Raw genomic sequence first — 19,653 nt, forward strand, 5'->3', positions numbered from 1 at the left:
CCCCCGGGCTCGGTTCGCCAACCCGCATAACGGGACGATTGCCAGGCGATTGCGCCGGGCACAGTGGCGCGTTACGCGTCGCCGCCCGTCTTCGACGTCGCCGGCAGCGGCGTGCCCGGCTTCCAGGTGCGCGACAGCGCCTGCGCTTCTTCGATCTGCTCCTGTGTCATGCGTTTGGCAATCGCGGCGCGCTGGTCGACGGCGTTGCGATTGCCGCCGGCGGCGGCCAGGTTATACAGCATGTAGGCCAGCACGACATCCTGCGGCACGCCGGCCACGTGGTAGCGGTACATCAGCCCGAGGGCATTCTGCGCCTCGGCATGCCCCTGCTCGGCCGCCTTGCGGAACCAGGTCACGGCGTGCTTCTGGTCCTGCGGCACCGAGTTGCCCGTGTAATACATGGCCCCGACGACGTACTGCGCGTCGGCCTTGCCCTGGAGCGCGGCCTTCTGGTGCCAGGCAAATGCCTGCTTGTAGTCGCGCGGCACGCCCCGCCCCATGTAATACATGAGCCCCAGCAGATGCTGCGCTTCGGCGTGGCCGGCCTTGGCCAGCGGCGTGACTTCTTTCAAGGCGAGCGCATAGTTTCGGGCATTGTAGGCACTGGCGCCTTCGGGGAAACCGGCCTGGGCGCTGCCGTGCAGACCGAACTGCAGGCACAGCGCCACGAGAACTGCAAAGAATGGTGTCTTCATGGTTCGCACACAGAATCCAGGTCGTTGCCGATGCCGCCGGGGTGTCCCCGGCCAGCGTGGTTGTCGCGTGTCCGTCATTTCCAGTTGACCTTGCCCAGCCCGTCGAGCGCCACCTTGCGATTGACCGGCTTGCCCAGTACCGTCACCGATCCCATGCCCGACAGCGACACGTTGATGCTCTGGCGCACATTGACGGTGGCATTGCCCAGCCCCGACAGATCGAGCGCGACCGAGTCGACGCTGCAACCCTGCGCATCGAGCCCGCCCAGGCCGCCCAGCTCCGCCTTCAGGCGCTTGCTGCGGCCGGTCAGTGTCACGAAGCCGGCGCCGCCCAGGTTCAGGTCGATGCCCTCGCTGTCGATGCCATTGATCTTGAGATTGCCCACGCCGCCCAGGTTGGCGGTAATGAAACGATAATTCGATGATGATACCGACATTGACCCGGCGCCATCGAGATTGATGTCCAGCGACTGGCCGGCAAAGCCGCTGACCGTGGTGGCGCCGATACTTTCGGACGATACGGCGCGCAGGTTCGGCAGCACGAGTTCGGCCTGGATGCCCGACGACCGGCCGAAGTTGAAGCCCCCGCGCCGGCCTTCGGTCTCGATATTGAGCGTGTCGCCGCGCTGCGTGGTGGTCGTGCGCGACAGCAGGCGCGCGTCGCCCGTCAGCACCAGCGTGGCCGTCGCGCCCTGGCGGATCACCAGATCCCCGACCCCTTCGAGCGTCACGCGCACGACTTGCGCATCGACGGGCCGCGTCTCGCTGGCGGTGTCCGGCGCGGCGCGCACGAGGCCGGCCGTGGCGCCCAACAACGCCGCCACGGCGCCCAGCTTGAAAAGGTGATTCATCGAGGTTCTCCAGTGTGTTGCGGCCCGCGCCAATGCCGGGACTTGTCATGATGAAACTATAGCCGGAAAGTCAAGCGCCGCCGCACCCCATGCGATGAACTGCAAAAAACGGCGTCCCAGCTGCGCTGCGGTGGCGGATTGGGGCAGAACGGCCAGGGATCGATGCGGCACGCATCACCCCCCATCGTCCTGCGCCAGCGCAACAAAAACATTCTTTTTAAGCATGCCATTGCGCTAAGATGTTTCGCCGGTGGCGCACCGCGTCCCGGTCATACCCATTTCATTGCGATCCATTTCGAGGTCCCCATGCGCATGCGCCACTACCCCGCCCTGCTGGCCGGGTTCACCCTGTCGATGTCGGCATTTGCCGCACCGGCTGACGGGTGGACCCTGCCGGTCACCATGAAAAAACTCGACAACGGCCTGACCGTGATCGTGTCGGAAGACCGTACTTCGCCGACCGTCGGCGTCTCGGTCGTCTACCACGTCGGCATGCGCCTCGAGCCGAAGAACCGCACGGGCTTTGCGCACCTGTTCGAGCACCTGATGTTCCAGGGCACGCCGAATGCGCCGAAGGGCGTCTTCGATACGACGATCACGGGCGGCGGCGGCTGGAACAACGGCTCGACCCGCCCCGACTTCACCAACTACATCGAGACCGTGCCAAGCTCGGCGCTCGAGCCGATCCTGTGGCTGGAAGCGGACCGCATGAAGACGCTCGACTTCAGCGCCACCACGCTGAAGAACCAGCAGGATGTCGTCAAGGAAGAAATCCGCGTCAACGTGAAGAACCAGCCGTATGGCGGCTTCATGTGGATCGACATCAGCCAGCACGCATTCCAGAAATGGGAAAACAACCACGACGGCTACGGCAGCTTCGAAGACCTGGAAAACGCCAGCCTGGACGACGTGCGCGCGTTCCACCGCGACTACTATGGCCCGAACAACGCGGTGCTGGCCATCGCCGGCGACATCACGCCGCAGCAAGGCTTTACGCTGGCCCAGAAATACTTCGGCGCCATTCCTGCCCGGCCGGTACCGAAGGGCACGGATTTCAGCGAGCCGCTCAACACGGCCGAAAAACGCCTGCAGCAAAGCGACGCACTGGCCCAGGTGCCGGCAATTGCCGCGGCCTGGAAGGTGCCCGAGCGCGGCAGCCGCGATCAGGCGCCGGTCGCCGTGCTGGCCGAACTGCTGGGCGGCGGCGATGCGTCGCTGTTCTACCAGGGCCTGGTCAAGGGCCGCGAGATTGCACTGAATGTCGACATCCTGTTTGGCCTGACCAGCCCGTGGGAATACAACGGCCCTACCCTGATGACCGTGCACGCGCTGTACAAGCCCGACAGCAGCGCGGACGCGATCCTCAAGGCCATGGATGAAGAGATCGCCAAGGTGGCCAGGGACGGTGTCGACGACGCCACCCTCAAGCGCGTCAAGACGCGCATGCTGGCCGACTGGAACAACAAGCTGGAAAGCTTCGTCAACCGCGCCGACACGATGGCCAAGCTGCAGGTGCTGTGGGGCGACGCCAATGTCGTCAACAAAATTCCGGGCTGGATCGACGGCGTGACCTCGAGCGACATCCAGCGCGTCGTCAAGACCTACCTCGTGCCGACCAACCGTACCGTCATCGACCGCAAGCCGGCCGCGATGATCGAGGCCGCCAAGACGGCTGCGGCCCCCGCCAACAATGCGCCTGCCGGCGTCACCAAATAAGGAGCGCATCATGAACAAATTGATGCTCGCGCTTGCCGTCTCGCTGGCGTTCGCGCCGACGCTGCATGCACAAACCAGGGCGCCGAACGGCATGCCTGCGTATGGCCAAGAAAAATCGATTCCCGCACCGAAGATCGCCAAGCAGACGCTGGCCAACGGCCTGACCGTCTGGGTCGTGCCGCGCCAGGGCTTGCCGCGCGTGGACTTCGTGCTGGCGCTGCGCGGCGCCGGCTTTGCGGCCGATGCCCCGGCCCAGGGCGGCTTTGCGGCGATGCTCGCCGGGATGCTCAACGAAGGCACGGCCAAGCGCGATTCGCGCGCCATCGCCGAAGCAGCGCAAGGCATGGGCGGTGAAGTGGCCGCCAGCCCGGCCGCCGACGGCATCATCCTGTCGGCTAACGCCGTCGCCTCGCAGGCAGGCGGCATGCTGGAGCTGATGGCCGAAATCGCGCGTCAGCCGTCGTTCCCCGAGAACGAAGTGGCGCTGGCGAAAGCCAATGCGCTGCAGGCGCTGCGCGTGGCCGAAACCCAGCCGGGTTTCCGCGCCGAGCGCGCGATCAAGAAAGCGGTCTACCTCGACCATCCGTACAGCCGCACGGATCCGACGGCCGAGTCGATCAATGCCGTGAGCGCCGCGCTGCTGCGCACCGAGCACGCAAAGCGCTTCCGTCCGGACCGCGCGCTCTTGGTCATCACCGGCCGCATCACCGAAGCCGAAGCGCTGAAGCTGGCGCAAGCCGCGTTTGGCGACTGGAAGGCCAGCGGCGCCGCCTTGCCGGAGACTCCCGCAGTCGCCACGAACGTGAAGCCGGCCCGCATCCTGCTCAAGCGCGACGGCAGCGTGCAGTCGACGCTGCGCGTGGGTAGCCCCGGCATCGCCGCCAGCGCCGCCGACCAGATCCCACTGCGCCTGACCAGCACCATCATCGGCGGTGGCTTCTCGAGCCGGATCAACACCAATCTGCGCGAAGAAAAAGGCTACACCTACGGCGCCTCGGCCGGGGCGCGCATGAGCCGCGCGGGCGGCATGATGGTCGGCGGCGCCGATGTGCGCAATGAGGTGACGGGCGCGGCGCTGGCCGAGTACTTCAAGGAGTACAAGCGCCTGGGAAGCGAGCTGGTCACGACGGCCGAGATGGACATGAACAAGCGCTATGTCGCCGGCGGCTACCTGCTGAATAACCAGTTGCAGCGTTCGGTGGCCAACACGCTGGCCGCCAACTGGCTGGTGGGCTTGCCGCCCGAGTTCCTGGGCGACTATGTGCCGCTGATGCGCAAGGTCACGCCGCAGCAGGTGCGCACGGTGGCGCAGAAATATTTTGCGCCCGAGAACCAGTCGATCGTGATCGTCGGCGACCCTTCCAAGCTCGATGCGCAGCTGGCGCCGTATGGTGAATTTACGGTCCAGGACAAGTAACCCGACCAGCGTCGTACCCATGCATGCCCCGTGTCACTCACGGGGCATTTTTTTCGTCTCGATCTTTATTTGTCGACAAGTATGCAGAGGGAATGGCGGTGCATATTTAGCACGATAAAAGACCATAAGCCAGCGCCACAATTGGCCAAACCAATTATTTCAACAAGATTACAACAAGAAAGTATTTACTTGCGTCGGATATCAATGCAGCAATAATATCAATGCGCTCGCATTGCATTATTTGCATCGTGAATTTCGATGTGCAACGCATCGCTGGCACCACGAGGAAGCCCCCGGAAGACGCATCACCGCTTACCACAACGACCCACGCCCACCAGTCGCGAAAGGACTACGCATGAGAACGAAGCCTTCGAGCTCGCCGTACCACGGCAAGCAAAGCCAGCTGCATACCGCCCCCCTGAAAAAAGGTTCGCTCGCGCTCTGCGTCGCGCTGGCCCTGGTTGTGGGCACCCCATCCGTGCTGGCGGCGCAGGTCGGCCCGGTACAGGTGCAGAACCAGCGCGCGGCCGCATTCTGGCAGGACGTGACGGTGCCGGCGGCATCGACCACGGCACGCAGCAGCGGCGCCAAAACACCGGCGCTGCAACTGCGCCGTGTGCGCGCTGCCAGCCTCGACCTGGCCGGCATCCGGGGCGTTGCCCGCGAAGCGCCGATGGCGCGCAGCGGCGACCTGTCGGCGAGCAGCCTGACCATCTCGCTGCCACATCCGGACGGCGGCTACCAGCGCTTCACGCTCGAAGAGTCGCCGATCATGGAGCCGGGCCTGGCTGCCAAGCACCCCGACATCAAGACCTACCGCGGCAAGGGCGTCGACGATCCGCGCGCCACGCTGCGCATGGACATCACGCAGCTTGGCCTGCACGCGTCGGTGCGTTCGCCGGATGGCGGCTGGTATGTCGATCCGTACTACCGCAATGACACCAGCGTCTACGCCAGCTACACGCGCGCCGACCTGATCAACCCGCGTGGCCCGCTGATCGAAGGTGCCATCGAACCACAACTGAGCCTGTCGCGCTCGTTCTACCAGGAAGGCGACAGCGTCGTGGTGACCGGTGCCGGCTTTGCTCCGGGCGCCAGCGTCAGCCTGAACATCGCTGCCGATGGCGATGGCGTGGCGCTGCACAATGCCACAGCCACCGCCGACAAGAACGGCGCGATCAGCGTGACGCTGCCGGCTGGCGCAGCACGTCAGGGCGCGTTCGACATCACCGCCACCGACGGCCGCAACAGCACCAGCGCGCCCTACCGCGTGGTCGATGCCAGCATGGCGGCCAATGCCGTCGTCGGCAGCGCACTGCGCACCTACCGCCTGGCACTGGTGACCGACCCGAGCTACGCGACCTACTTCGGCCCTGCCAACGTTACCGCCGCCAAGGTCACGCTGATCAACCGCGTGACCCAGGTCTACGAAGACGAGACCTCGATCAGCCTGGTGCTGATCGACGCCACCGATGCGCTCAACCTGAATACGCCCGAGCAGATGACCGGCACCAACGGTCCGTGCGGCGGCGCGGCCTGCTACACGCCGGCCCAGGCATCCGGCTGCACGAGCGGCACCCTGACCCGCAACCGGATCGTCACCGGCCTGCTGGCGGGCGCCAGCAACTTCGACGTCGGCCACATCGCCTTTGGTCTGAACGGCGGCGGCGTCGCCAGCCTGGGCGTCGTGGGCGGCAGTGCCAAGGCCCAGGGTTGCACCGGCATCCCGACCCCGACCGGTGACTTCTTCGCCGTCGACTACGTCGCGCACGAACTGGGTCACCAGTTCTCGGGCAACCATACCTTCAATGGCACGGTAGGCAGCTGCAGCGGCGGCAACCGCAGCGCCACCACCTCGGTCGAACCGGGCAGCGGCTCGTCGATCATGGCCTATGCCGGCATCTGCGGCACCGACAACCTGCAGCCGCACAGCGATCCGTACTGGTCGCAGCGCAGCTTCGACGAGATCGTGGCCTACACGTCGGGCGCCGATATCGCGATCAACGAAGTACAGGTCGCCGCCCTGGCCGGCTTTACCGCTGCTGACCAGCAGTTCCAGCTGAGCTTTAACGGCAACCTGTCGGCCCCGATCGTGCGCGGCGTCAACTACACCACGGCGGGCGTCAAGGCGGCCATCGAAGGTATCGCTGGCTGGCCTGCAGGTGCCACGGTCACGGTCAGCGCGCTGACCGATACCGGCTTCACCGTCACCTTCGGCGGCACGCTCGCCGGCACCAACGTGCCCTCACTGGCGGTCAGCAACGTCAGTGGCACCGGAACCGGCTTCATCGGTGAAGTCGCACGCGGCGGCCTGACCAATCGCGGCGGCAGCGTCGCGGGCACGACCAATTCGCCGCCGAGCGTCACCGTGCCACCGAGTTTCACGATCCCGGTACGCACGCCATTTGCCCTGACCGGCAGCGCCGTCGATGGCGACGATGACACCGTGACGTATATGTGGGAGCAGAACGACCGGGGCGGCAGCACCGGTACCTCGCTGATCAATAACGTCAAGCTCAACGGCCCGCTGTTCCGCCAGTTCGGCACGCGTGCCATCGTGACCAGCGCCGGCACGCTCGAGTACTCGTCGCCAGGCCAGAACCAGGTGACCACCGATCCGACCCGTGTCTTCCCGGACATGGCGCAGATCCTGGCCAACAACACCAATGCCGTCACCGGCGCCTGCCCGACTGCCAGCACCACGCCAACGGCAACCGAGATCGACTGTTTCTCGGAGTTCCTGCCGACGGCTGCCTACGTGGGCTTCGGCACCAACGCCGCGCCGGCGTCGCTGAATTTCAAGCTGACGGCGCGTGACGGCCGTGGCGGCGTCAACAGCGCCACCACGACGCTGGTGCTGGCGCCGGCTGCCGGTCCGTTCCTGGTCACGTCGCCCAACACGGCGGCCACCATCAACGCCGGTCCGCAGACCGTGACCTGGAGCGTGGCCAATACCGACGCGGCGCCAGTGAGCACCGCGAACGTGAAGATCACGCTGTCGACCGACGGCGGCGCGACCTGGCCACACCTGCTGGCGGCCAACGTGCCGAACACGGGCAGCGCCAACGTCACGTTCCCGGCAGTGGCGACAACGCAGGGCCGCATCAAGATCGAGGCGGTAGGCAATGTGTTCTTCGACGTCTCGGACGCCAACTTCACGCTGGCAAATGCGCCGGTCGTGGGTGACGTGACCGGCGACGGCGTGGTCGATTGCGCCGACGTGGCAGTGGTGCGTGCATCGCTGAACAAGCGCACCGGCCAGGCCGGATTCGATCCGCGCGCCGACGTGAATAGCGACGGCATCGTCAATATCCGCGACCTGAACGTCGTTACCCAGCGCGTGCCGGCCGGCACGGTCTGTAACTGATTCAAGCGGCGGGCCGGATCTTCTGTTCGGCCCGCCAGAACCATTGATTGCCTACTCAACTTTAGGATTACACCATGAGCAAATGGAAGCACTTCATCGCCGCCCTCCTGCTGGGCGCCAGCACCCAGGCCTGGGCCGCGCCCATCCTGTCGTTCTCCACCGGCCCGGCCGCGCAAGTCGGCTCGACCGTCACCTATAACATTGCGATCGACGATATCGCCGACCTGTATTCGTACCAGTTCTCGATCAACTACGATGCGCGCTACCTGCGCGCGCTGAACGTGACCGAAGGCGCCTTCCTTGGCACGGCGGGCAGCACGGTCAGCGGTGTTCTCGGCATGGACACAGGGCTCATCGACTTCGTGTACGGCAGCCTGCTCGGCCCGACCCCGGGCGCCTCGGGCAGCGGCCTCTTGGCCAGCATCACCTTCGAAGCGATCGGTGCGGGCACGTCCGCGCTGTCGTTCGCTGACGTGATCTTCCTCGATTCGGTTGGCGATGACATTGCCGGCTTGACTGCGCTGTCGGGTCAGGGCGTCGTGCTCGCGGACCCGGGTGGACCGGTTGACGTGCCGGAACCGGCCAGCGTCCTGCTGTTTGGCGCCGGCCTGGCGGGCGCTGCCGCACTGCGTCGCCGCCGCACAGGCGCCCGCGCATAATCAGCAACGAGCAACGAGCAACGAGCAACGGCCACAAGCAAACAGGCCTGCACCGCGGTTACGCGGTGCAGGCCTGTTTTCAATGATGCGACTGTTATTACGCCAGTGCTTCCTTGGCCGCCTCTTCAGGCGTGAGCGAATCGTAGAACTGGTCGGTGAACCATTCGATTTCTTCCTCGATATGGTCTTGCGCCTGCCGTACGGTCGCGCCGCCCGCGACTAAAAACCCCTCGACCTCGATACACCAGTTGACGAACGCCAGCGTTTCTTCATCGAGTTCTTCTTCCTTCTTGGCCATGGCAAATCCCCGTATCACGTTACCGCCGGTCGGCGCGACCGGCGTTGGCGTGATTCTACCGTAGCCGGTCAGCGCTCGGTGGCCACTTCCGGCATCAGGCGATTCATGACGCTGTAGTTAATCGCCGTCCACCACTCCGAGCCTTCGCCGGTCAGCGCCGCTTCGGATTGCGCGATCGCCTCATGGTCGCTGCTGACCAGGTAATCCTCGACATCGTTCAGTGACGCGAACGACAGGATCGAGACCGCATCGATCTTGCTGCCTTCGGGGTCCTTCTGGGTCGAGCCGATATTGAGCAGCACCGCGTAGCGCTTCACGAACTCGGTCGTTGCCGACTGGCCCATGACCAGCGGCGCGTGCTCGTCCAACAGGCGGCGCTGGAATTCTTCGCGCGACAGGTCCGGGTTGCGCATGTGGATCTTGACCAGGCTGATCGGATCGCGGTGACGCGCGCTCGGGATCAGGATGTATTCGCGCGTGATTTCACGCGTGACCATGCGAAACGCCACTTGCTCATCGGCGATGATCCGCTCGGCAAATTTCTCCTGGCCCAGCACGCGCTCGATATCGTCCTGTTCGGCATACGTGATGTAGGCCAGGCCATCCCAGCGCGGGCGGCCATACGGCGGCACGCATTTTTCTGGCTCGGCCGGCAGCTTGCCATCGTCGCCGATCATCGCGCGGTACGGTGGCGGGAAGAACGACGACGGGCCCGAGGCAATACGGTGTACCTGATCGTAGCGCAGCACGCGCTCGGACGAACTGCCCGGCTCATCCCACGCGAATTTCGGGCCGTGGACCTTGCGCCAGTATTCGTCCCAGTGCTCGAACGCCAGGTTTTCATTGCCTTCCAGCGCCAGCGCGCCGGGACGCCAGTTCGGCAGATGCACCTCATTGCCGTGCTTGCTTTTGGCTGAGCCGGCATCTTGCGGACGCTCACTGCGCGGCGTGCTGTCAACGCGGCTGACGAAGGTCGCCGTGACGATCAGTGGATGCGTAATCGGATCGCGGGTCTGGCCCATCGGTGGGCGTTGCAGGTTGTCGCTACGGTCGAAATCAATGGTCATGACATTCCTTTTTCTTGATCGTGCGTTAAAAGACAATGGTAAAAAATCAGTCGGCGTTAAACAGTGGCAGCACGTGCTCTGCCAGTTCGGCCAGCGCATCGTGCGCCGGCCGGCGCAGCGGCTTCAGGTTCAGCGCCACGTGGCTCACGCCTTGTTCCTGCTGATGGTAAAACAGCTCGACCAATGCATGGCGGCCGCTACGAATGCCATTGCGCACGAAGCGCATCGGCTCATCCGGGTCTTCCGCCAGATCGAACATCGTGCCGTAGCCGTACGGGCGCACCCACTGCCCCGGCTCGTGGCTGGCGCGCCATGCCTCGATCAGTTGCGGCAGGCGGGTAAAGTCGCTCAGATGCCAGATCCAGCCATCGCTGTGCCGGGCAATCCACGCCATGTCCTGGCGCGCCCGGCCAACAACGATCATCGGCAGGCGCGGCGCCGCCGGCTTGGGCACCAGGTCGATGCCGCCATCGAGGTTGCCGTAGTGCGCCGTGCGCGCATGTGGAAAGTCCTGTTCGGTGACCGTTTTGATCAGGCCGAACGCTTCGCGAAAACGCTCGCCGCGGTTATCGAAGTCCAGGCCAAACGCCGGATACTCGACGGGCCGGTCGCCGGTCGACAAGCCCAGCACCAGGCGCCCGCCCAGCAACTGGTCGACCGACACGGCCTGCTTGGCCACGATCAATGGCTCGCGCAGCGTCGCCACGATGCCGGCCGTACCCAGCGCGATGCGGCTCGTGTGCGCTGCCAGAAAGCCCATGTACACCATCGGGTCGAGCACCTGGCCGGTATCGCCGAAGTTGGGATCGTAGAACGGCACGTCGCGTAGCCACAGGGTCGAGAAACCGGCCTCATCGGCCATGCGCGCCATCGTCTGGTGATTGGCCAGTGTCGGAAACGGCGAATCCGGATAGCCTTCGAGCGGCATGATGAAGCCGAAGGTCAGCTTGCCCGGCTTGAAGATACGCTGGTAGCCGGCATGGCTTGCCAGTTCGGCCGGCAACGGTCCAATGGGTGCGAGTGCCATGATGTTATGCCTTGGTAGGTGGATTCATGCGTGCCACCAGGCTGGTCGCGAGCGCAGCCAGCACGGCGATGCCCGCAGCCACGTAACCGACATTGCCCGCACCCCAGTTGGCCACTGCAAGGCCGCCGATCACGGCGCCCAGCGCGATGCCGCCGTTGGCCGCCGAGACATTGATTGTGCCGGCCAGCGCCTGGGCGCCGGTTGCCGCCTTCATCACGCGGATCTGGCAAATCGGATACAGCGCGGTATTGGCAATACCCCACACACCCAGCGCGATGGCAAAGCCAATGCTCAGACCGGCGAACAGCATCGACGCAGCCATGCCGGCTGCCAGCACGAGGCTGAAGATGGCGGTGGTGGCCAGCGGTTTCTGGTCAACCCAGAGGCCACCCAGCCAGTTACCGATCAGGCCCACTGCACCAAAGCCCATCAGCCACCAGCCAACCTGCGCCGGCGCCACGCCGGCCGATTTCTCCAGCATCTCGGCCAGGTAGGTGTAACCCGTAAACATGGCGGTGAACACCAAGATCGACAGCGCCACGTTGGCCATGAAGAACGGGCTTTTCAGGATCTTTGCCTGTTCGCGCATGGCAACCGGCTGCGATGCGCGCACCGTCGGCATGCTGAAGAACATCAGCACGGCCACCAGCAGCGACAGCGCGGCCAGCAGGCCGAACGCGCCACGCCAGCCGATGGCGTCTGCCGCCAGCGTGCCGAGCGGAATACCAAACAGCATCGCGGCCGAAATGCCGAGATACACGGTCGACACGGCGCGACCGGCTTTTTCAGGACCGGCAATCTGGGCTGCGGTGTCGCTGGCGGTGCCCCAGAACACGGGCAGCGCCAGTGCCGGCAGCAGGCGCGCCAGCGCCAGCACCCAGATGTTTTGCGCGACGGCGGCCAGCGCATTGGTTGCTGCAAACAGCACCAGCACGGCGACGAACAGCTTCTTGCGGTCGACGTTGGCTAGCCACGCCGTCAGGAATGGGCCGCACACCATGACGACCACGGCAAACAGCGTCACGAGCTGGCCCGCCGTGGCCACCGTGATGGACAGGTCACGCGCCAGTGCCGGCAGCAAGCCGACGATCAGGAATTCGGTGGTGACGATGACAAACGCGGCGATGGCCAGAATCGTGATGGAGAGTGTGCCGCCAGTCGCCTGAGGCTTGTCCGCCATCGTATCGACGGTGGTGGTAGATGAATTGGGCATTGCGAAAACTCCTGTAATTATCTGACTGTCATGATATAAGAGATAAAAATTCCGGTGTTGGATAAGAATTCCCGCATCATGTGGAATAAATTTCTAGGAGCAAGCCAATGACACCCGCAGAACGCCTGAAAGGCCTTGAGACCTTCGTTGCCGTGGCCGATGCCGGCAGTTTCACAGCGGCTGCCGACCGGCTGAATCTGACCAACTCTGCCGTCGGCAAGGCCATTGCCCGGCTCGAAGGGCGATTGAAACGGCCGCTGTTCGACCGCACCACGCGCAAGCTCGAGATGACGGATGCCGGCAACGTCTTCTACAAGGTCTGCGTGCGCGTGCTGGACGAACTTGAAGCGGCCGAGCGGCTGCTGGCGCACGACCATATCGCCCCGTCGGGCCGGCTGCGCGTGGACATGCCGGCCACCTTCGGGCGCATGCACGCCGTGCGGTCGCTGCTGGCGTTTGCCGAGCAGTATCCGCAGGTCCAACCGCACGTGTCGTTCACCGATCGCTTCGTCGATCCGGTCGAGGATGGCCTGGACGTGGTGGTGCGCATCGGCGGCTCGGACACCTGGCCGGCGGCGCTGTGCTATCAGCATCTTGGTGACGAAGAGCTCGTCTTCTGCGCCTCGCCCGCCTACGTGGCGCGGCACGGCGCGCCAAAGACGCTGGAAGCGTTACTGGGCCACGACGCGATTCTGTACGGCCGCGCCGACGGCAGCACGAGTCCGTGGCTGATCAAGGATGGCGCCCTGCCGCTGGCGCGCCAGCACGTGAACGGGCGCATCATATTGGGACAGGCCGAGGCCGAGGTCACGGCCGTGGAGATGGGACTGGGCATCGCGCAGCTGGCAACCTGGCTCGTCGAGCAGCAGCTGCGCGATGGCAGCCTGGTGAGAATCCTGCCCGAGCTGGCCACGTCCGGCCTGCCGCTGTATCTGGTGTGGCAGCGCAGCCGCCAGCACGCGCCCAAGGTAACGGCGCTGATCGCGCACTTTGCGCAGACGCTGACGATCCGGCCTGCGGCGACCGACGTAGCTGATAACGCAGCAGGCGCGCTAGCGCCGCAGCCTGTCGCGCCAGCCTGACGGGGTGACGCCGACACAGCCCTTGAAGCGCCGCGTCAGGTGGCTCTGGTCCGCAAAGCCGCATTCGGGCGCCACCGCCGCGAGCGGCATGCCGCCCCGGATCAGCGTGCAGGCATGGGCGACGCGCACCGAATTGAGGTACACGTGCGGCGGCGTGTGATACGCGGCGCTGAACGCGCGCGTGAGATGTGCGCGCGACACGCTGGCCACGGCGGCCAGGTCGGCCACCGTGATATCGCGCTGGAAGTACATGCGGATATAGTCCCTGACCTGCGCCATGCGCGCATCGGCGGCGAATGCGCCGGCCCGGACAACCGGTGCGCCGGGACGCTCGCCATGGCGCGCCAGCATCGTGCCAAGGAACGCACGCAGCAGCGTTTCCGCCCGCAGCGACTCGGCAGGCGTTGCCAGCAAATTGCTGGACAGCTGCGCAAACGTCGCCGCCATCTGGTGGTCAGTTACGCATGGCCGCGTGAAATACCGTCCATCGGCGCGCTCGCCCTCGGGCGCGATGCAGCTTGCCACGAACGCATCCGGCACATACCAGATCGCATAGCGGAACCCGTCGGCGGTGCCGGCGCTGCCATCATGGTCTTCATCCGGATTGAACAGGACCAGGTCGCCCACCTGGCTGTCGTACTGCGCGCCCTTGCAGCGAAACCGCTGCACCCCGGCGGTGGTCACGCCAATCGCAAAACCATCGTGGCTGTGGCGCTCGAATGCGTGATCGGTGAAGCTTGCCTGCATGAGCGTAATGCCGCTGGCCAGTGCCGAAAAGGTGGTGTCGTTCACTGGCCGGGCGGGTGCGGGGTGCATGCGACAATTGTACAAGACCCCTGCCCGCCCGCAGGCGCACCATGGCGTTTTCACTTTTTCACTGAAGGAGAACGCATGAGCGCTGCAATCGACCTGGCCGGCAAACTGACCACATTCACCGAAGCCTGGCAACCGCGCACGGTCAGCCTGTTCAACGGTCACGACGTCATGGTCGCCAAATTGCGTGGCGACTACCACTGGCATGTGCACGACGATTCGGACGATTTTTTCCTGGTGCTCGCCGGTAGTCTGGAGATCGATCTCGACGACGGCACGACCGTGACGCTGGGGCCGGGCCAGCTGTACGTCGTCCCGCAAGGCGTGCGGCACCGGCCCCGCGCGCCCCATGAAGCGCAGATCATGCTGATCGAGCGCACTGGTACACCCAACAGCGGCGACCTGGCTACAGCGGCCCCGCGCCGGATGATCTAGCGTCATTACAGAACAGGCTGTTTTTCGATTTTGTGTTAAAAACAAGGCAACTGAATCAATTTTGCATTCAGTTGAACAATGTATCGAACAACACAACTTGCCTAGGAATTACCATGAAATCTACCAGCCTGCTTTCTTCCGCCCTGATTGGCGCCGTCGCCAGCGCCCGCTCGATGACCCCGATGGCCACGCTTGCCGCCGCACGCCTTGCCGGCCGCAACACGTCGGGTAACCTCATGCTGCTGGATCGCCCGCTGTTCAAGTACGGCGCACTGGCCATGGGCGCCGGCGAACTGTACGGCGACAAGATGAAGTCGGCGCCGGACCGCACCGTGTTCCTTGGCCTGCTGGCACGCATTGCCAGCGCCGGCATCGCCGGTGCGGCGCTGGCGCCAGAAGGTCGTGAAAAGGCAGGCGCTGCGGTTGCCGTCGCAACTGCCGTGCCACTCGCGTATGCCACGCTGGCCGCCCGCAAGCAGGCGATTGCCAAGATCGGTCAGACCCGCAGCGGCCTGATCGAAGATGCGCTGATCGTCACGGCAGGCATTGCCGTGGTGGCGCTGGCAACGCGCGCCACACGCGACTACTGATGTACCTGGGCCGGCGTCAGCCGCCGGCCCGCTTTGCCCGATGCCCGAGTTTGGCGAGTGCCTGCAGAACGGTGTCGCAATGGTCACCCTGCACTTCGATCACGCCGTCCTTGACGGTCCCGCCGGCGCCGCAGGCAGTACGTAACTGCTTGCCAAGCATAGCCAGGGCCATCGGATCGAGCGCCACGCCCTTGACGAGAGTGACGCTCTTGCCGCCCCGCCCCTTACTTTGCAACGACACACGCACATTGCCGTCGCCGACTGGCGCAGCACTTGCAGCTGTCTTGCACGTGCACTGCGCCACAGGCTGGCGACAGGCCGGGCACATGCGGCCCGTTTCCGTGGAATAGACGAGACCGCCGTTCGAACTGCGCATGGCGATTAGTCCAGCCGCTTGAGGCGCTGCCCCATGATGCCCCAACGGCAATCGACGCCGTCGACCCGCCCCACCAGCGCCCAGCCGGTACCGATCTTTTCGACGGTGACGCGGCTCTCGATTTCCTTCGCAAGCTTCTCGGCCCAGCCAGTGGCGGCGCCCTGCCCCTTGAAGAGTTCCTTGCCGTCGTAAATCACGGTTGCATCGAAGACGGACATGGCGAATATGGTCATTGCTTCCTCTGGACTTCTGAACGAAAGCAGCATCCTACCACCAGCGCCAGGTCGGCCGACACCGGTGCTACGTGCGGCGGCGGGCGGCCATGAGCCCGGCCATGCCAAGACCAAGGAGGAGCATCGTGGCCGGTTCCGGCACATCGGTTACGTTGGCAAGTGTTGCAGTCCCGCCGTTCAGGCCCGTGATGACCGTACTGTAGCTGCCAGCGCTGGCGTTGCTGAATCCTGTTTCGACCAGAAAGTAATCGATCCCGGCGGACAAGGCAATCGTGAATCCAGCCTGGCCGAAGCTGCCGGTGGTGAGATCGTCATTCAGCGCGATCAGGTTCGCCAAGGGTGAGGAAGCAGCGAATGCATTGGCGTACAGCACGAGATAGTTGTCCCAGCCGGCTGGCACCAGGCTTTGACTGAAGAACGTGTAGTTGCCGGTCTGGTCGACCCGGATGCGGTTGACATCGTAGGCGACATTGGTGCCTACCCCACTGAGCGTGGTGGTACTCAGCGGACGGTTCCATGTCGGGCCACCGACCGTCGTGTCGGTGAAGGTGAGCGGGCCGGCTTGCGCCAGCGTCGCGCCGAAAAGGCCGATCGCCAGCATGGCGGCGTTGGTTGCCTGGCGCACCAGAGTAGAACGGTAAGACATAGTCATGGCAGGTCCTGTAAAAAGCTTGCGTTGTGTCAAAGGGAAACTTGATCGAGCACACGCTACAGAGCAATTACCGTGCCGTTATTCCAGGCGCTTGATTTCTATCGTATTTACATTTTCATAAATACTGACTGTAAAGAATCCCGATGGATTCCCGGTTGCTGCAAGTCTGGAACAGGCTGGTTCCGGTTGATCGCTGCACGTCAGCGCAGCACGGCCAGCCTGACTTTCTTGCCCTTGCGGAAGGTATAGATCGTCATCGCGGCGTCACGCAAATCGCCCTTCCGATCGAAGGCGATGCTGCCGGTAACGCCCTCGTGCCTGACGGCGGCCAGCGCCGGCAGGAACTTGGCTGGATCGCTCGAATTTGCGCTCTGCATCGCTTTCGCGAAGACCATCACCGCATCGTAGGCATACGGCGCATATGACTGTACCGGGAGCTTGTAGCGCTGCTGGTAACGCTGTGTGAACGCATTCAGGCCCGCTTCCTGTGCGGCACCAACCCCGCCCGCCACGACGCAGTAGACCTTGTCGTCGACCAGCGCGTCGCCGGCCAGCAGCGGCATTTTTTCCGAGCAGACGCCATCGCCCGAAATAAGCTTGGCGCGCAGTCCGAGCGCCTTCATCTGTTTGAGCATCGGCCCGGCCACCGCGTCCATGCCGCCATAAAAAATCACGTCCGGATCGCGCGCGCGGATCTGGGTCAGGATGGCGCTGAAATCGGTGGCCTTGTCGCTGGTGAACTGGCGGCTGACCACGCTTGTGCCCGCCCCCGCCTTCTTGACGCCCTTGACGAATTCGTCCGCCAGTCCCTGGCCGAAGGCCGTGCGGTCATCGATCACGGCAATCTTTTTTGCTTTCAGCGTGCTGAGCGTATACGTGGCCAGCGTGCGGCCGATCAGGTTGTCATTGGCAACAACGCGAAACGCCGTCCTGAACCCCTGGCTGGTGTAGACGGGCGTCGTGGCCGCCGGTGAAATCTGCGGGATGCCGGCATTGGCGTAGATTTTCGAGGCCGGCACGGTCGTGCCTGAATTAAGGTGCCCCACGACGGCCGCCACCTTCGCATCGACCAGCTTTTGCGCGACCGTTGTGCCAGTGCGGGGATCGGCGCCGTCGTCCTCGGGCTGCAAGACCCATTGGACCTTGCTGCCACCAAGCACAATACCTTTCGCGTTGAGGTCATCGATCGCCATGCGGGCGCCGTTTTCGATGTCCTTGCCCGCATGGGCGCTGGGGCCGGACAGGGGCGACACCGTACCGATTTTGACTTGCACAACCTTGCCTGCAGGCTGGGCCTGGGCAAGCGGTACAACGGCAAGGACAAGCGAGGATGCAGCGGCGAAGACAGGGAAATGCATGACGGGCCTTATGAAGATGCGCTTAGCGCTGTGGCGCCATCAGGTCGAGCAGGATCGCCGTCTCGGCCTTGATGGTATTGGTGAGCGTTGGCTTCAGATCCGGCGCCCATTGCGGCGAGTGGGTGCCCGGCAAGGGCTTGCCAGCCTTTTTCGCTGCCTCGAGACGGCCGGCATCGACCGCGCCCACGTGCAGCAGCAGCGCCTTGACACCGGGCTGCTGGCCATACATGGCGAAGTCTTCGGACGTCATCTTGGCCGGCATTTCTTTCACAAAGTCCGGGCCAACGGCCTGCTCGACCGCCTTGACGGCGCGCGCCACCAGTTGCGGATCGTTGACCACCGAATCGGTGCCGGTCTTGACTTCCACCAGCGGCTCCTTCGGCGCGCCGGCGGCGAGCGCTTCGCCCTTGGCTTCGCGGGCGATGCTGGCCAGCACGCGCTGGCGCACTTCGGGCCGGAAGGTGCGCACCGTCAGCGCCAGCTTGACCTGGTCCGGCACGATATTGGCCTGCGTGCCGCCCTGGATGCTGCCGACCGTGATCACGACCGGGTCGAGCGGATTGTTTTCGCGCGAGATCAGGGTCTGCAGCGCCATCACCAGCCGCGCTGCCATCACCACCGGGTCGCGCGTCTCGTGCGGCACGGCGCCATGGCCACCCTGCCCGAACATCGTGATGGTGACGGTATCGGCCGACGCGCGGAATGGCCCGGCGTGCCACATGACCGTACCCGATGCCATCGACGCGTCGTCATGCATCGACAGCGCGTAATCCGGTTTCGGGAAGCGCGTGAAGAGACCGTCCTTGAGCATGGCGGCGGCGCCGGTCAACGCTTCTTCGGACGGCTGGCCGATCAGCATCAGCGTGCCGCTCCACGCCTTGCGGTTCTCCGCCATCAATTTTGCCGTGCCATACCAGGCAGCCATGTGCAGGTCATGGCCGCAGGCGTGCGCCACCGGCACGGTGTCGCCGGCGGCATTTTTCGTCGTGACCTTGCTGGCAAACGGCAGGCCGGTCTTTTCCAGCACCGGCAGCGCATCCATCTCGGTGCGCAGCATCACGGTCGGCCCCGGACCATTCTTGAGGATTGCCACGACGCCGGTGCCACCGACGCCTGTAGTTACCTCGAAGCCGAGCGCCTTGGCCCGTTCGGCCAGCTTGGCCGCGGTCTTGTGTTCCGCAAAGCCGAGTTCGGGATTGGCGTGCAGGTCACGGTAGAAGGCTTCGAGCTTGGGAAAGTCGGCCGCCAGCTGGGTGTCGAACGGCGCCGGAAGCGACGCGGCGTGCGCGCCAACCTGGGACAGGCCAGCGAGCAGGCTGGCGGCGAGGATAGTGCGGCGGAAGGTGCGTGAAAATGACATCGTGACTCGCTTCGAAAGTTGGGAAGAGGCAGTTCCGATTCATTCTACCTGCATGCTGCCGCGCACGATTACCTGGCAAATCGGGGGTGATTCGACACCGAGCGGTGTGAAAACTTATGCCTGCTCCTGCTGGAACTGGTCGCGCTGCATCGCGATTTCCTGCATATAGCCCTCGAACTCGGCTGACGTTTCCACGCGCCGCACGACCTGGTCATTGCTGTCTTCGACCGTGAAGGTGCCGCCGCTTTCCAGCACGCCGAGAATGGCGGCCCGCACGTTCTCCAGCGATGCATCACTGCCTGTCGTCGCCAATGCGGTCCAGGTGTCCTGGTCGATCGCGACGTTATTCTCAAGAAATTTAAGATTGAACATCATGGTGTTTGTACTCCGGAAGGAAATGGGAACCCAACATAGCATGGACATGGCAACCGCACGCTTGCAGAC

The 19,653-nt window shown here is 64.4% G+C and carries 20 protein-coding genes; 7 read left to right on the plus strand and 13 right to left on the minus strand.

Going from position 1 to position 19,653, the window contains the following annotated elements; genetic code table 11:
* Positions 1 to 71: 71 nt before the first annotated feature.
* Complete coding sequence (locus ACZ0AJ_RS12470) at positions 72 to 695, minus strand: tetratricopeptide repeat protein (protein ID WP_499454815.1); 624 nt, start codon at positions 693 to 695, stop codon at positions 72 to 74.
* A gap of 74 nt (positions 696 to 769) precedes the next feature.
* Positions 770 to 1,546, minus strand: a complete 777-nt coding sequence (locus ACZ0AJ_RS12475) for a GIN domain-containing protein (RefSeq protein WP_499454816.1) — start codon at positions 1,544 to 1,546, stop codon at positions 770 to 772.
* A gap of 306 nt (positions 1,547 to 1,852) precedes the next feature.
* Here ACZ0AJ_RS12475 and ACZ0AJ_RS12480 point away from each other — a divergent pair, with 306 nt between their 5' ends.
* The 4 genes from ACZ0AJ_RS12480 to ACZ0AJ_RS12495 all read left to right on the plus strand — a co-directional run bounded on the left by ACZ0AJ_RS12480 (position 1,853) and on the right by ACZ0AJ_RS12495 (position 8,705).
* Positions 1,853 to 3,262 (plus strand): M16 family metallopeptidase, encoded by a 1,410-nt coding sequence (locus ACZ0AJ_RS12480; protein WP_499454817.1) that lies wholly within the window; start codon positions 1,853 to 1,855, stop codon positions 3,260 to 3,262.
* A gap of 10 nt (positions 3,263 to 3,272) precedes the next feature.
* Positions 3,273 to 4,679: a M16 family metallopeptidase gene (locus tag ACZ0AJ_RS12485; protein WP_499454982.1), complete on the plus strand. Its 1,407-nt coding sequence runs from the start codon at positions 3,273 to 3,275 to the stop codon at positions 4,677 to 4,679.
* 355 nt (positions 4,680 to 5,034) lie between these two features.
* Positions 5,035 to 8,046 (plus strand): reprolysin-like metallopeptidase, encoded by a 3,012-nt coding sequence (locus ACZ0AJ_RS12490; protein ID WP_499454818.1) that lies wholly within the window; start codon positions 5,035 to 5,037, stop codon positions 8,044 to 8,046.
* A 74-nt stretch (positions 8,047 to 8,120) separates the two neighbouring features.
* On the plus strand, positions 8,121 to 8,705 hold the full coding sequence (locus ACZ0AJ_RS12495; protein WP_499454819.1) for a cohesin domain-containing protein: 585 nt from the start codon (positions 8,121 to 8,123) through the stop codon (positions 8,703 to 8,705).
* Between the two features lie 97 nt (positions 8,706 to 8,802).
* Here the strand turns inward: ACZ0AJ_RS12495 and ACZ0AJ_RS12500 are convergent, their stop codons facing one another.
* The 4 genes from ACZ0AJ_RS12500 to ACZ0AJ_RS12515 form a co-directional block, all read right to left on the minus strand.
* Entirely contained in the window at positions 8,803 to 9,003 is a 201-nt protein-coding gene (locus ACZ0AJ_RS12500) for a globin family protein (RefSeq protein ID WP_183557631.1), read from the minus strand.
* 68 nt (positions 9,004 to 9,071) lie between these two features.
* A complete protein-coding gene (locus tag ACZ0AJ_RS12505; protein ID WP_258834903.1) occupies positions 9,072 to 10,070 on the minus strand; it encodes an EthD domain-containing protein in 999 nt (332 codons plus the stop codon).
* A gap of 46 nt (positions 10,071 to 10,116) precedes the next feature.
* Complete coding sequence (locus ACZ0AJ_RS12510) at positions 10,117 to 11,097, minus strand: LLM class oxidoreductase (protein WP_499454821.1); 981 nt, start codon at positions 11,095 to 11,097, stop codon at positions 10,117 to 10,119.
* Between the two features lie 4 nt (positions 11,098 to 11,101).
* Entirely contained in the window at positions 11,102 to 12,277 is a 1,176-nt protein-coding gene (locus ACZ0AJ_RS12515; RefSeq protein ID WP_221290818.1) for an MFS transporter, read from the minus strand.
* A gap of 140 nt (positions 12,278 to 12,417) precedes the next feature.
* On the opposite strand from ACZ0AJ_RS12515, the gene ACZ0AJ_RS12520 reads away from it, so the two are divergent.
* The gene (locus tag ACZ0AJ_RS12520) at positions 12,418 to 13,392 is read left to right on the plus strand and encodes a LysR family transcriptional regulator (RefSeq protein WP_499454822.1); all 975 of its coding nucleotides are present in this window, start codon (positions 12,418 to 12,420) and stop codon (positions 13,390 to 13,392) included.
* Here ACZ0AJ_RS12520 and ACZ0AJ_RS12525 read toward each other — a convergent pair.
* Positions 13,363 to 14,208 (minus strand): AraC family ligand binding domain-containing protein, encoded by an 846-nt coding sequence (locus tag ACZ0AJ_RS12525; RefSeq protein ID WP_499454984.1) that lies wholly within the window; start codon positions 14,206 to 14,208, stop codon positions 13,363 to 13,365. The genes ACZ0AJ_RS12520 and ACZ0AJ_RS12525 overlap by 30 nt on opposite strands.
* 75 nt (positions 14,209 to 14,283) lie before the next feature.
* On the opposite strand from ACZ0AJ_RS12525, the gene ACZ0AJ_RS12530 reads away from it, so the two are divergent.
* Both ACZ0AJ_RS12530 and ACZ0AJ_RS12535 read left to right on the plus strand, forming a co-directional pair.
* Entirely contained in the window at positions 14,284 to 14,640 is a 357-nt protein-coding gene (locus tag ACZ0AJ_RS12530) for a cupin domain-containing protein (protein ID WP_499454826.1), read from the plus strand.
* Between the two features lie 113 nt (positions 14,641 to 14,753).
* A complete protein-coding gene (locus ACZ0AJ_RS12535; protein ID WP_499454827.1) occupies positions 14,754 to 15,230 on the plus strand; it encodes a hypothetical protein in 477 nt (158 codons plus the stop codon).
* A 16-nt stretch (positions 15,231 to 15,246) separates the two neighbouring features.
* Here the strand turns inward: ACZ0AJ_RS12535 and ACZ0AJ_RS12540 are convergent, their stop codons facing one another.
* The 6 genes from ACZ0AJ_RS12540 to ACZ0AJ_RS12565 form a co-directional block, all read right to left on the minus strand.
* On the minus strand, positions 15,247 to 15,606 hold the full coding sequence (locus ACZ0AJ_RS12540; protein ID WP_499454828.1) for a translation initiation factor Sui1: 360 nt from the start codon (positions 15,604 to 15,606) through the stop codon (positions 15,247 to 15,249).
* A 5-nt stretch (positions 15,607 to 15,611) separates the two neighbouring features.
* Positions 15,612 to 15,839, minus strand: coding sequence for a hypothetical protein (locus ACZ0AJ_RS12545; protein WP_183557602.1), 228 nt, complete (start codon positions 15,837 to 15,839; stop codon positions 15,612 to 15,614).
* Between the two features lie 67 nt (positions 15,840 to 15,906).
* A complete protein-coding gene (locus ACZ0AJ_RS12550; RefSeq protein WP_499454987.1) occupies positions 15,907 to 16,491 on the minus strand; it encodes a PEP-CTERM sorting domain-containing protein in 585 nt (194 codons plus the stop codon).
* Between the two features lie 200 nt (positions 16,492 to 16,691).
* Positions 16,692 to 17,849 (minus strand): branched-chain amino acid ABC transporter substrate-binding protein, encoded by a 1,158-nt coding sequence (locus tag ACZ0AJ_RS12555; protein ID WP_499454989.1) that lies wholly within the window; start codon positions 17,847 to 17,849, stop codon positions 16,692 to 16,694.
* 22 nt (positions 17,850 to 17,871) lie between these two features.
* Entirely contained in the window at positions 17,872 to 19,209 is a 1,338-nt protein-coding gene (locus ACZ0AJ_RS12560) for an amidohydrolase (RefSeq protein WP_499454991.1), read from the minus strand.
* A 114-nt stretch (positions 19,210 to 19,323) separates the two neighbouring features.
* Positions 19,324 to 19,584, minus strand: a complete 261-nt coding sequence (locus tag ACZ0AJ_RS12565) for a hypothetical protein (protein ID WP_499454833.1) — start codon at positions 19,582 to 19,584, stop codon at positions 19,324 to 19,326.
* Positions 19,585 to 19,653: the final 69 nt, after the last annotated feature.

This window comes from Telluria sp. AC161 (assembly GCF_979258535.1).

What these genes read in the sequence shown, in the direction of transcription:
- ACZ0AJ_RS12475 (WP_499454816.1), bottom strand. Translation starts at nt 1,546, where the DNA reads ATGAATCACCTTTTCAAGCTGGGCGCCGTGGCGGCGTTGTTGGGCGCC.
- ACZ0AJ_RS12510 (WP_499454821.1), bottom strand. Translation starts at nt 11,097, where the DNA reads ATGGCACTCGCACCCATTGGACCGTTGCCGGCCGAACTGGCAAGCCAT.
- ACZ0AJ_RS12535 (WP_499454827.1), top strand. Translation starts at nt 14,754, where the DNA reads ATGAAATCTACCAGCCTGCTTTCTTCCGCCCTGATTGGCGCCGTCGCC.
- ACZ0AJ_RS12555 (WP_499454989.1), bottom strand. Translation starts at nt 17,849, where the DNA reads ATGCATTTCCCTGTCTTCGCCGCTGCATCCTCGCTTGTCCTTGCCGTT.
- ACZ0AJ_RS12560 (WP_499454991.1), bottom strand. Translation starts at nt 19,209, where the DNA reads ATGTCATTTTCACGCACCTTCCGCCGCACTATCCTCGCCGCCAGCCTG.
- ACZ0AJ_RS12470 (WP_499454815.1), bottom strand. Translation starts at nt 695, where the DNA reads ATGAAGACACCATTCTTTGCAGTTCTCGTGGCGCTGTGCCTGCAGTTC.
- ACZ0AJ_RS12490 (WP_499454818.1), top strand. Translation starts at nt 5,035, where the DNA reads ATGAGAACGAAGCCTTCGAGCTCGCCGTACCACGGCAAGCAAAGCCAG.
- ACZ0AJ_RS12545 (WP_183557602.1), bottom strand. Translation starts at nt 15,839, where the DNA reads ATGACCATATTCGCCATGTCCGTCTTCGATGCAACCGTGATTTACGAC.
- ACZ0AJ_RS12495 (WP_499454819.1), top strand. Translation starts at nt 8,121, where the DNA reads ATGAGCAAATGGAAGCACTTCATCGCCGCCCTCCTGCTGGGCGCCAGC.
- ACZ0AJ_RS12565 (WP_499454833.1), bottom strand. Translation starts at nt 19,584, where the DNA reads ATGATGTTCAATCTTAAATTTCTTGAGAATAACGTCGCGATCGACCAG.
- ACZ0AJ_RS12530 (WP_499454826.1), top strand. Translation starts at nt 14,284, where the DNA reads ATGAGCGCTGCAATCGACCTGGCCGGCAAACTGACCACATTCACCGAA.
- ACZ0AJ_RS12500 (WP_183557631.1), bottom strand. Translation starts at nt 9,003, where the DNA reads ATGGCCAAGAAGGAAGAAGAACTCGATGAAGAAACGCTGGCGTTCGTC.
- ACZ0AJ_RS12485 (WP_499454982.1), top strand. Translation starts at nt 3,273, where the DNA reads ATGAACAAATTGATGCTCGCGCTTGCCGTCTCGCTGGCGTTCGCGCCG.
- ACZ0AJ_RS12505 (WP_258834903.1), bottom strand. Translation starts at nt 10,070, where the DNA reads ATGACCATTGATTTCGACCGTAGCGACAACCTGCAACGCCCACCGATG.
- ACZ0AJ_RS12480 (WP_499454817.1), top strand. Translation starts at nt 1,853, where the DNA reads ATGCGCATGCGCCACTACCCCGCCCTGCTGGCCGGGTTCACCCTGTCG.
- ACZ0AJ_RS12520 (WP_499454822.1), top strand. Translation starts at nt 12,418, where the DNA reads ATGACACCCGCAGAACGCCTGAAAGGCCTTGAGACCTTCGTTGCCGTG.
- ACZ0AJ_RS12540 (WP_499454828.1), bottom strand. Translation starts at nt 15,606, where the DNA reads ATGCGCAGTTCGAACGGCGGTCTCGTCTATTCCACGGAAACGGGCCGC.
- ACZ0AJ_RS12550 (WP_499454987.1), bottom strand. Translation starts at nt 16,491, where the DNA reads ATGACTATGTCTTACCGTTCTACTCTGGTGCGCCAGGCAACCAACGCC.
- ACZ0AJ_RS12515 (WP_221290818.1), bottom strand. Translation starts at nt 12,277, where the DNA reads ATGGCGGACAAGCCTCAGGCGACTGGCGGCACACTCTCCATCACGATT.
- ACZ0AJ_RS12525 (WP_499454984.1), bottom strand. Translation starts at nt 14,208, where the DNA reads ATGCACCCCGCACCCGCCCGGCCAGTGAACGACACCACCTTTTCGGCA.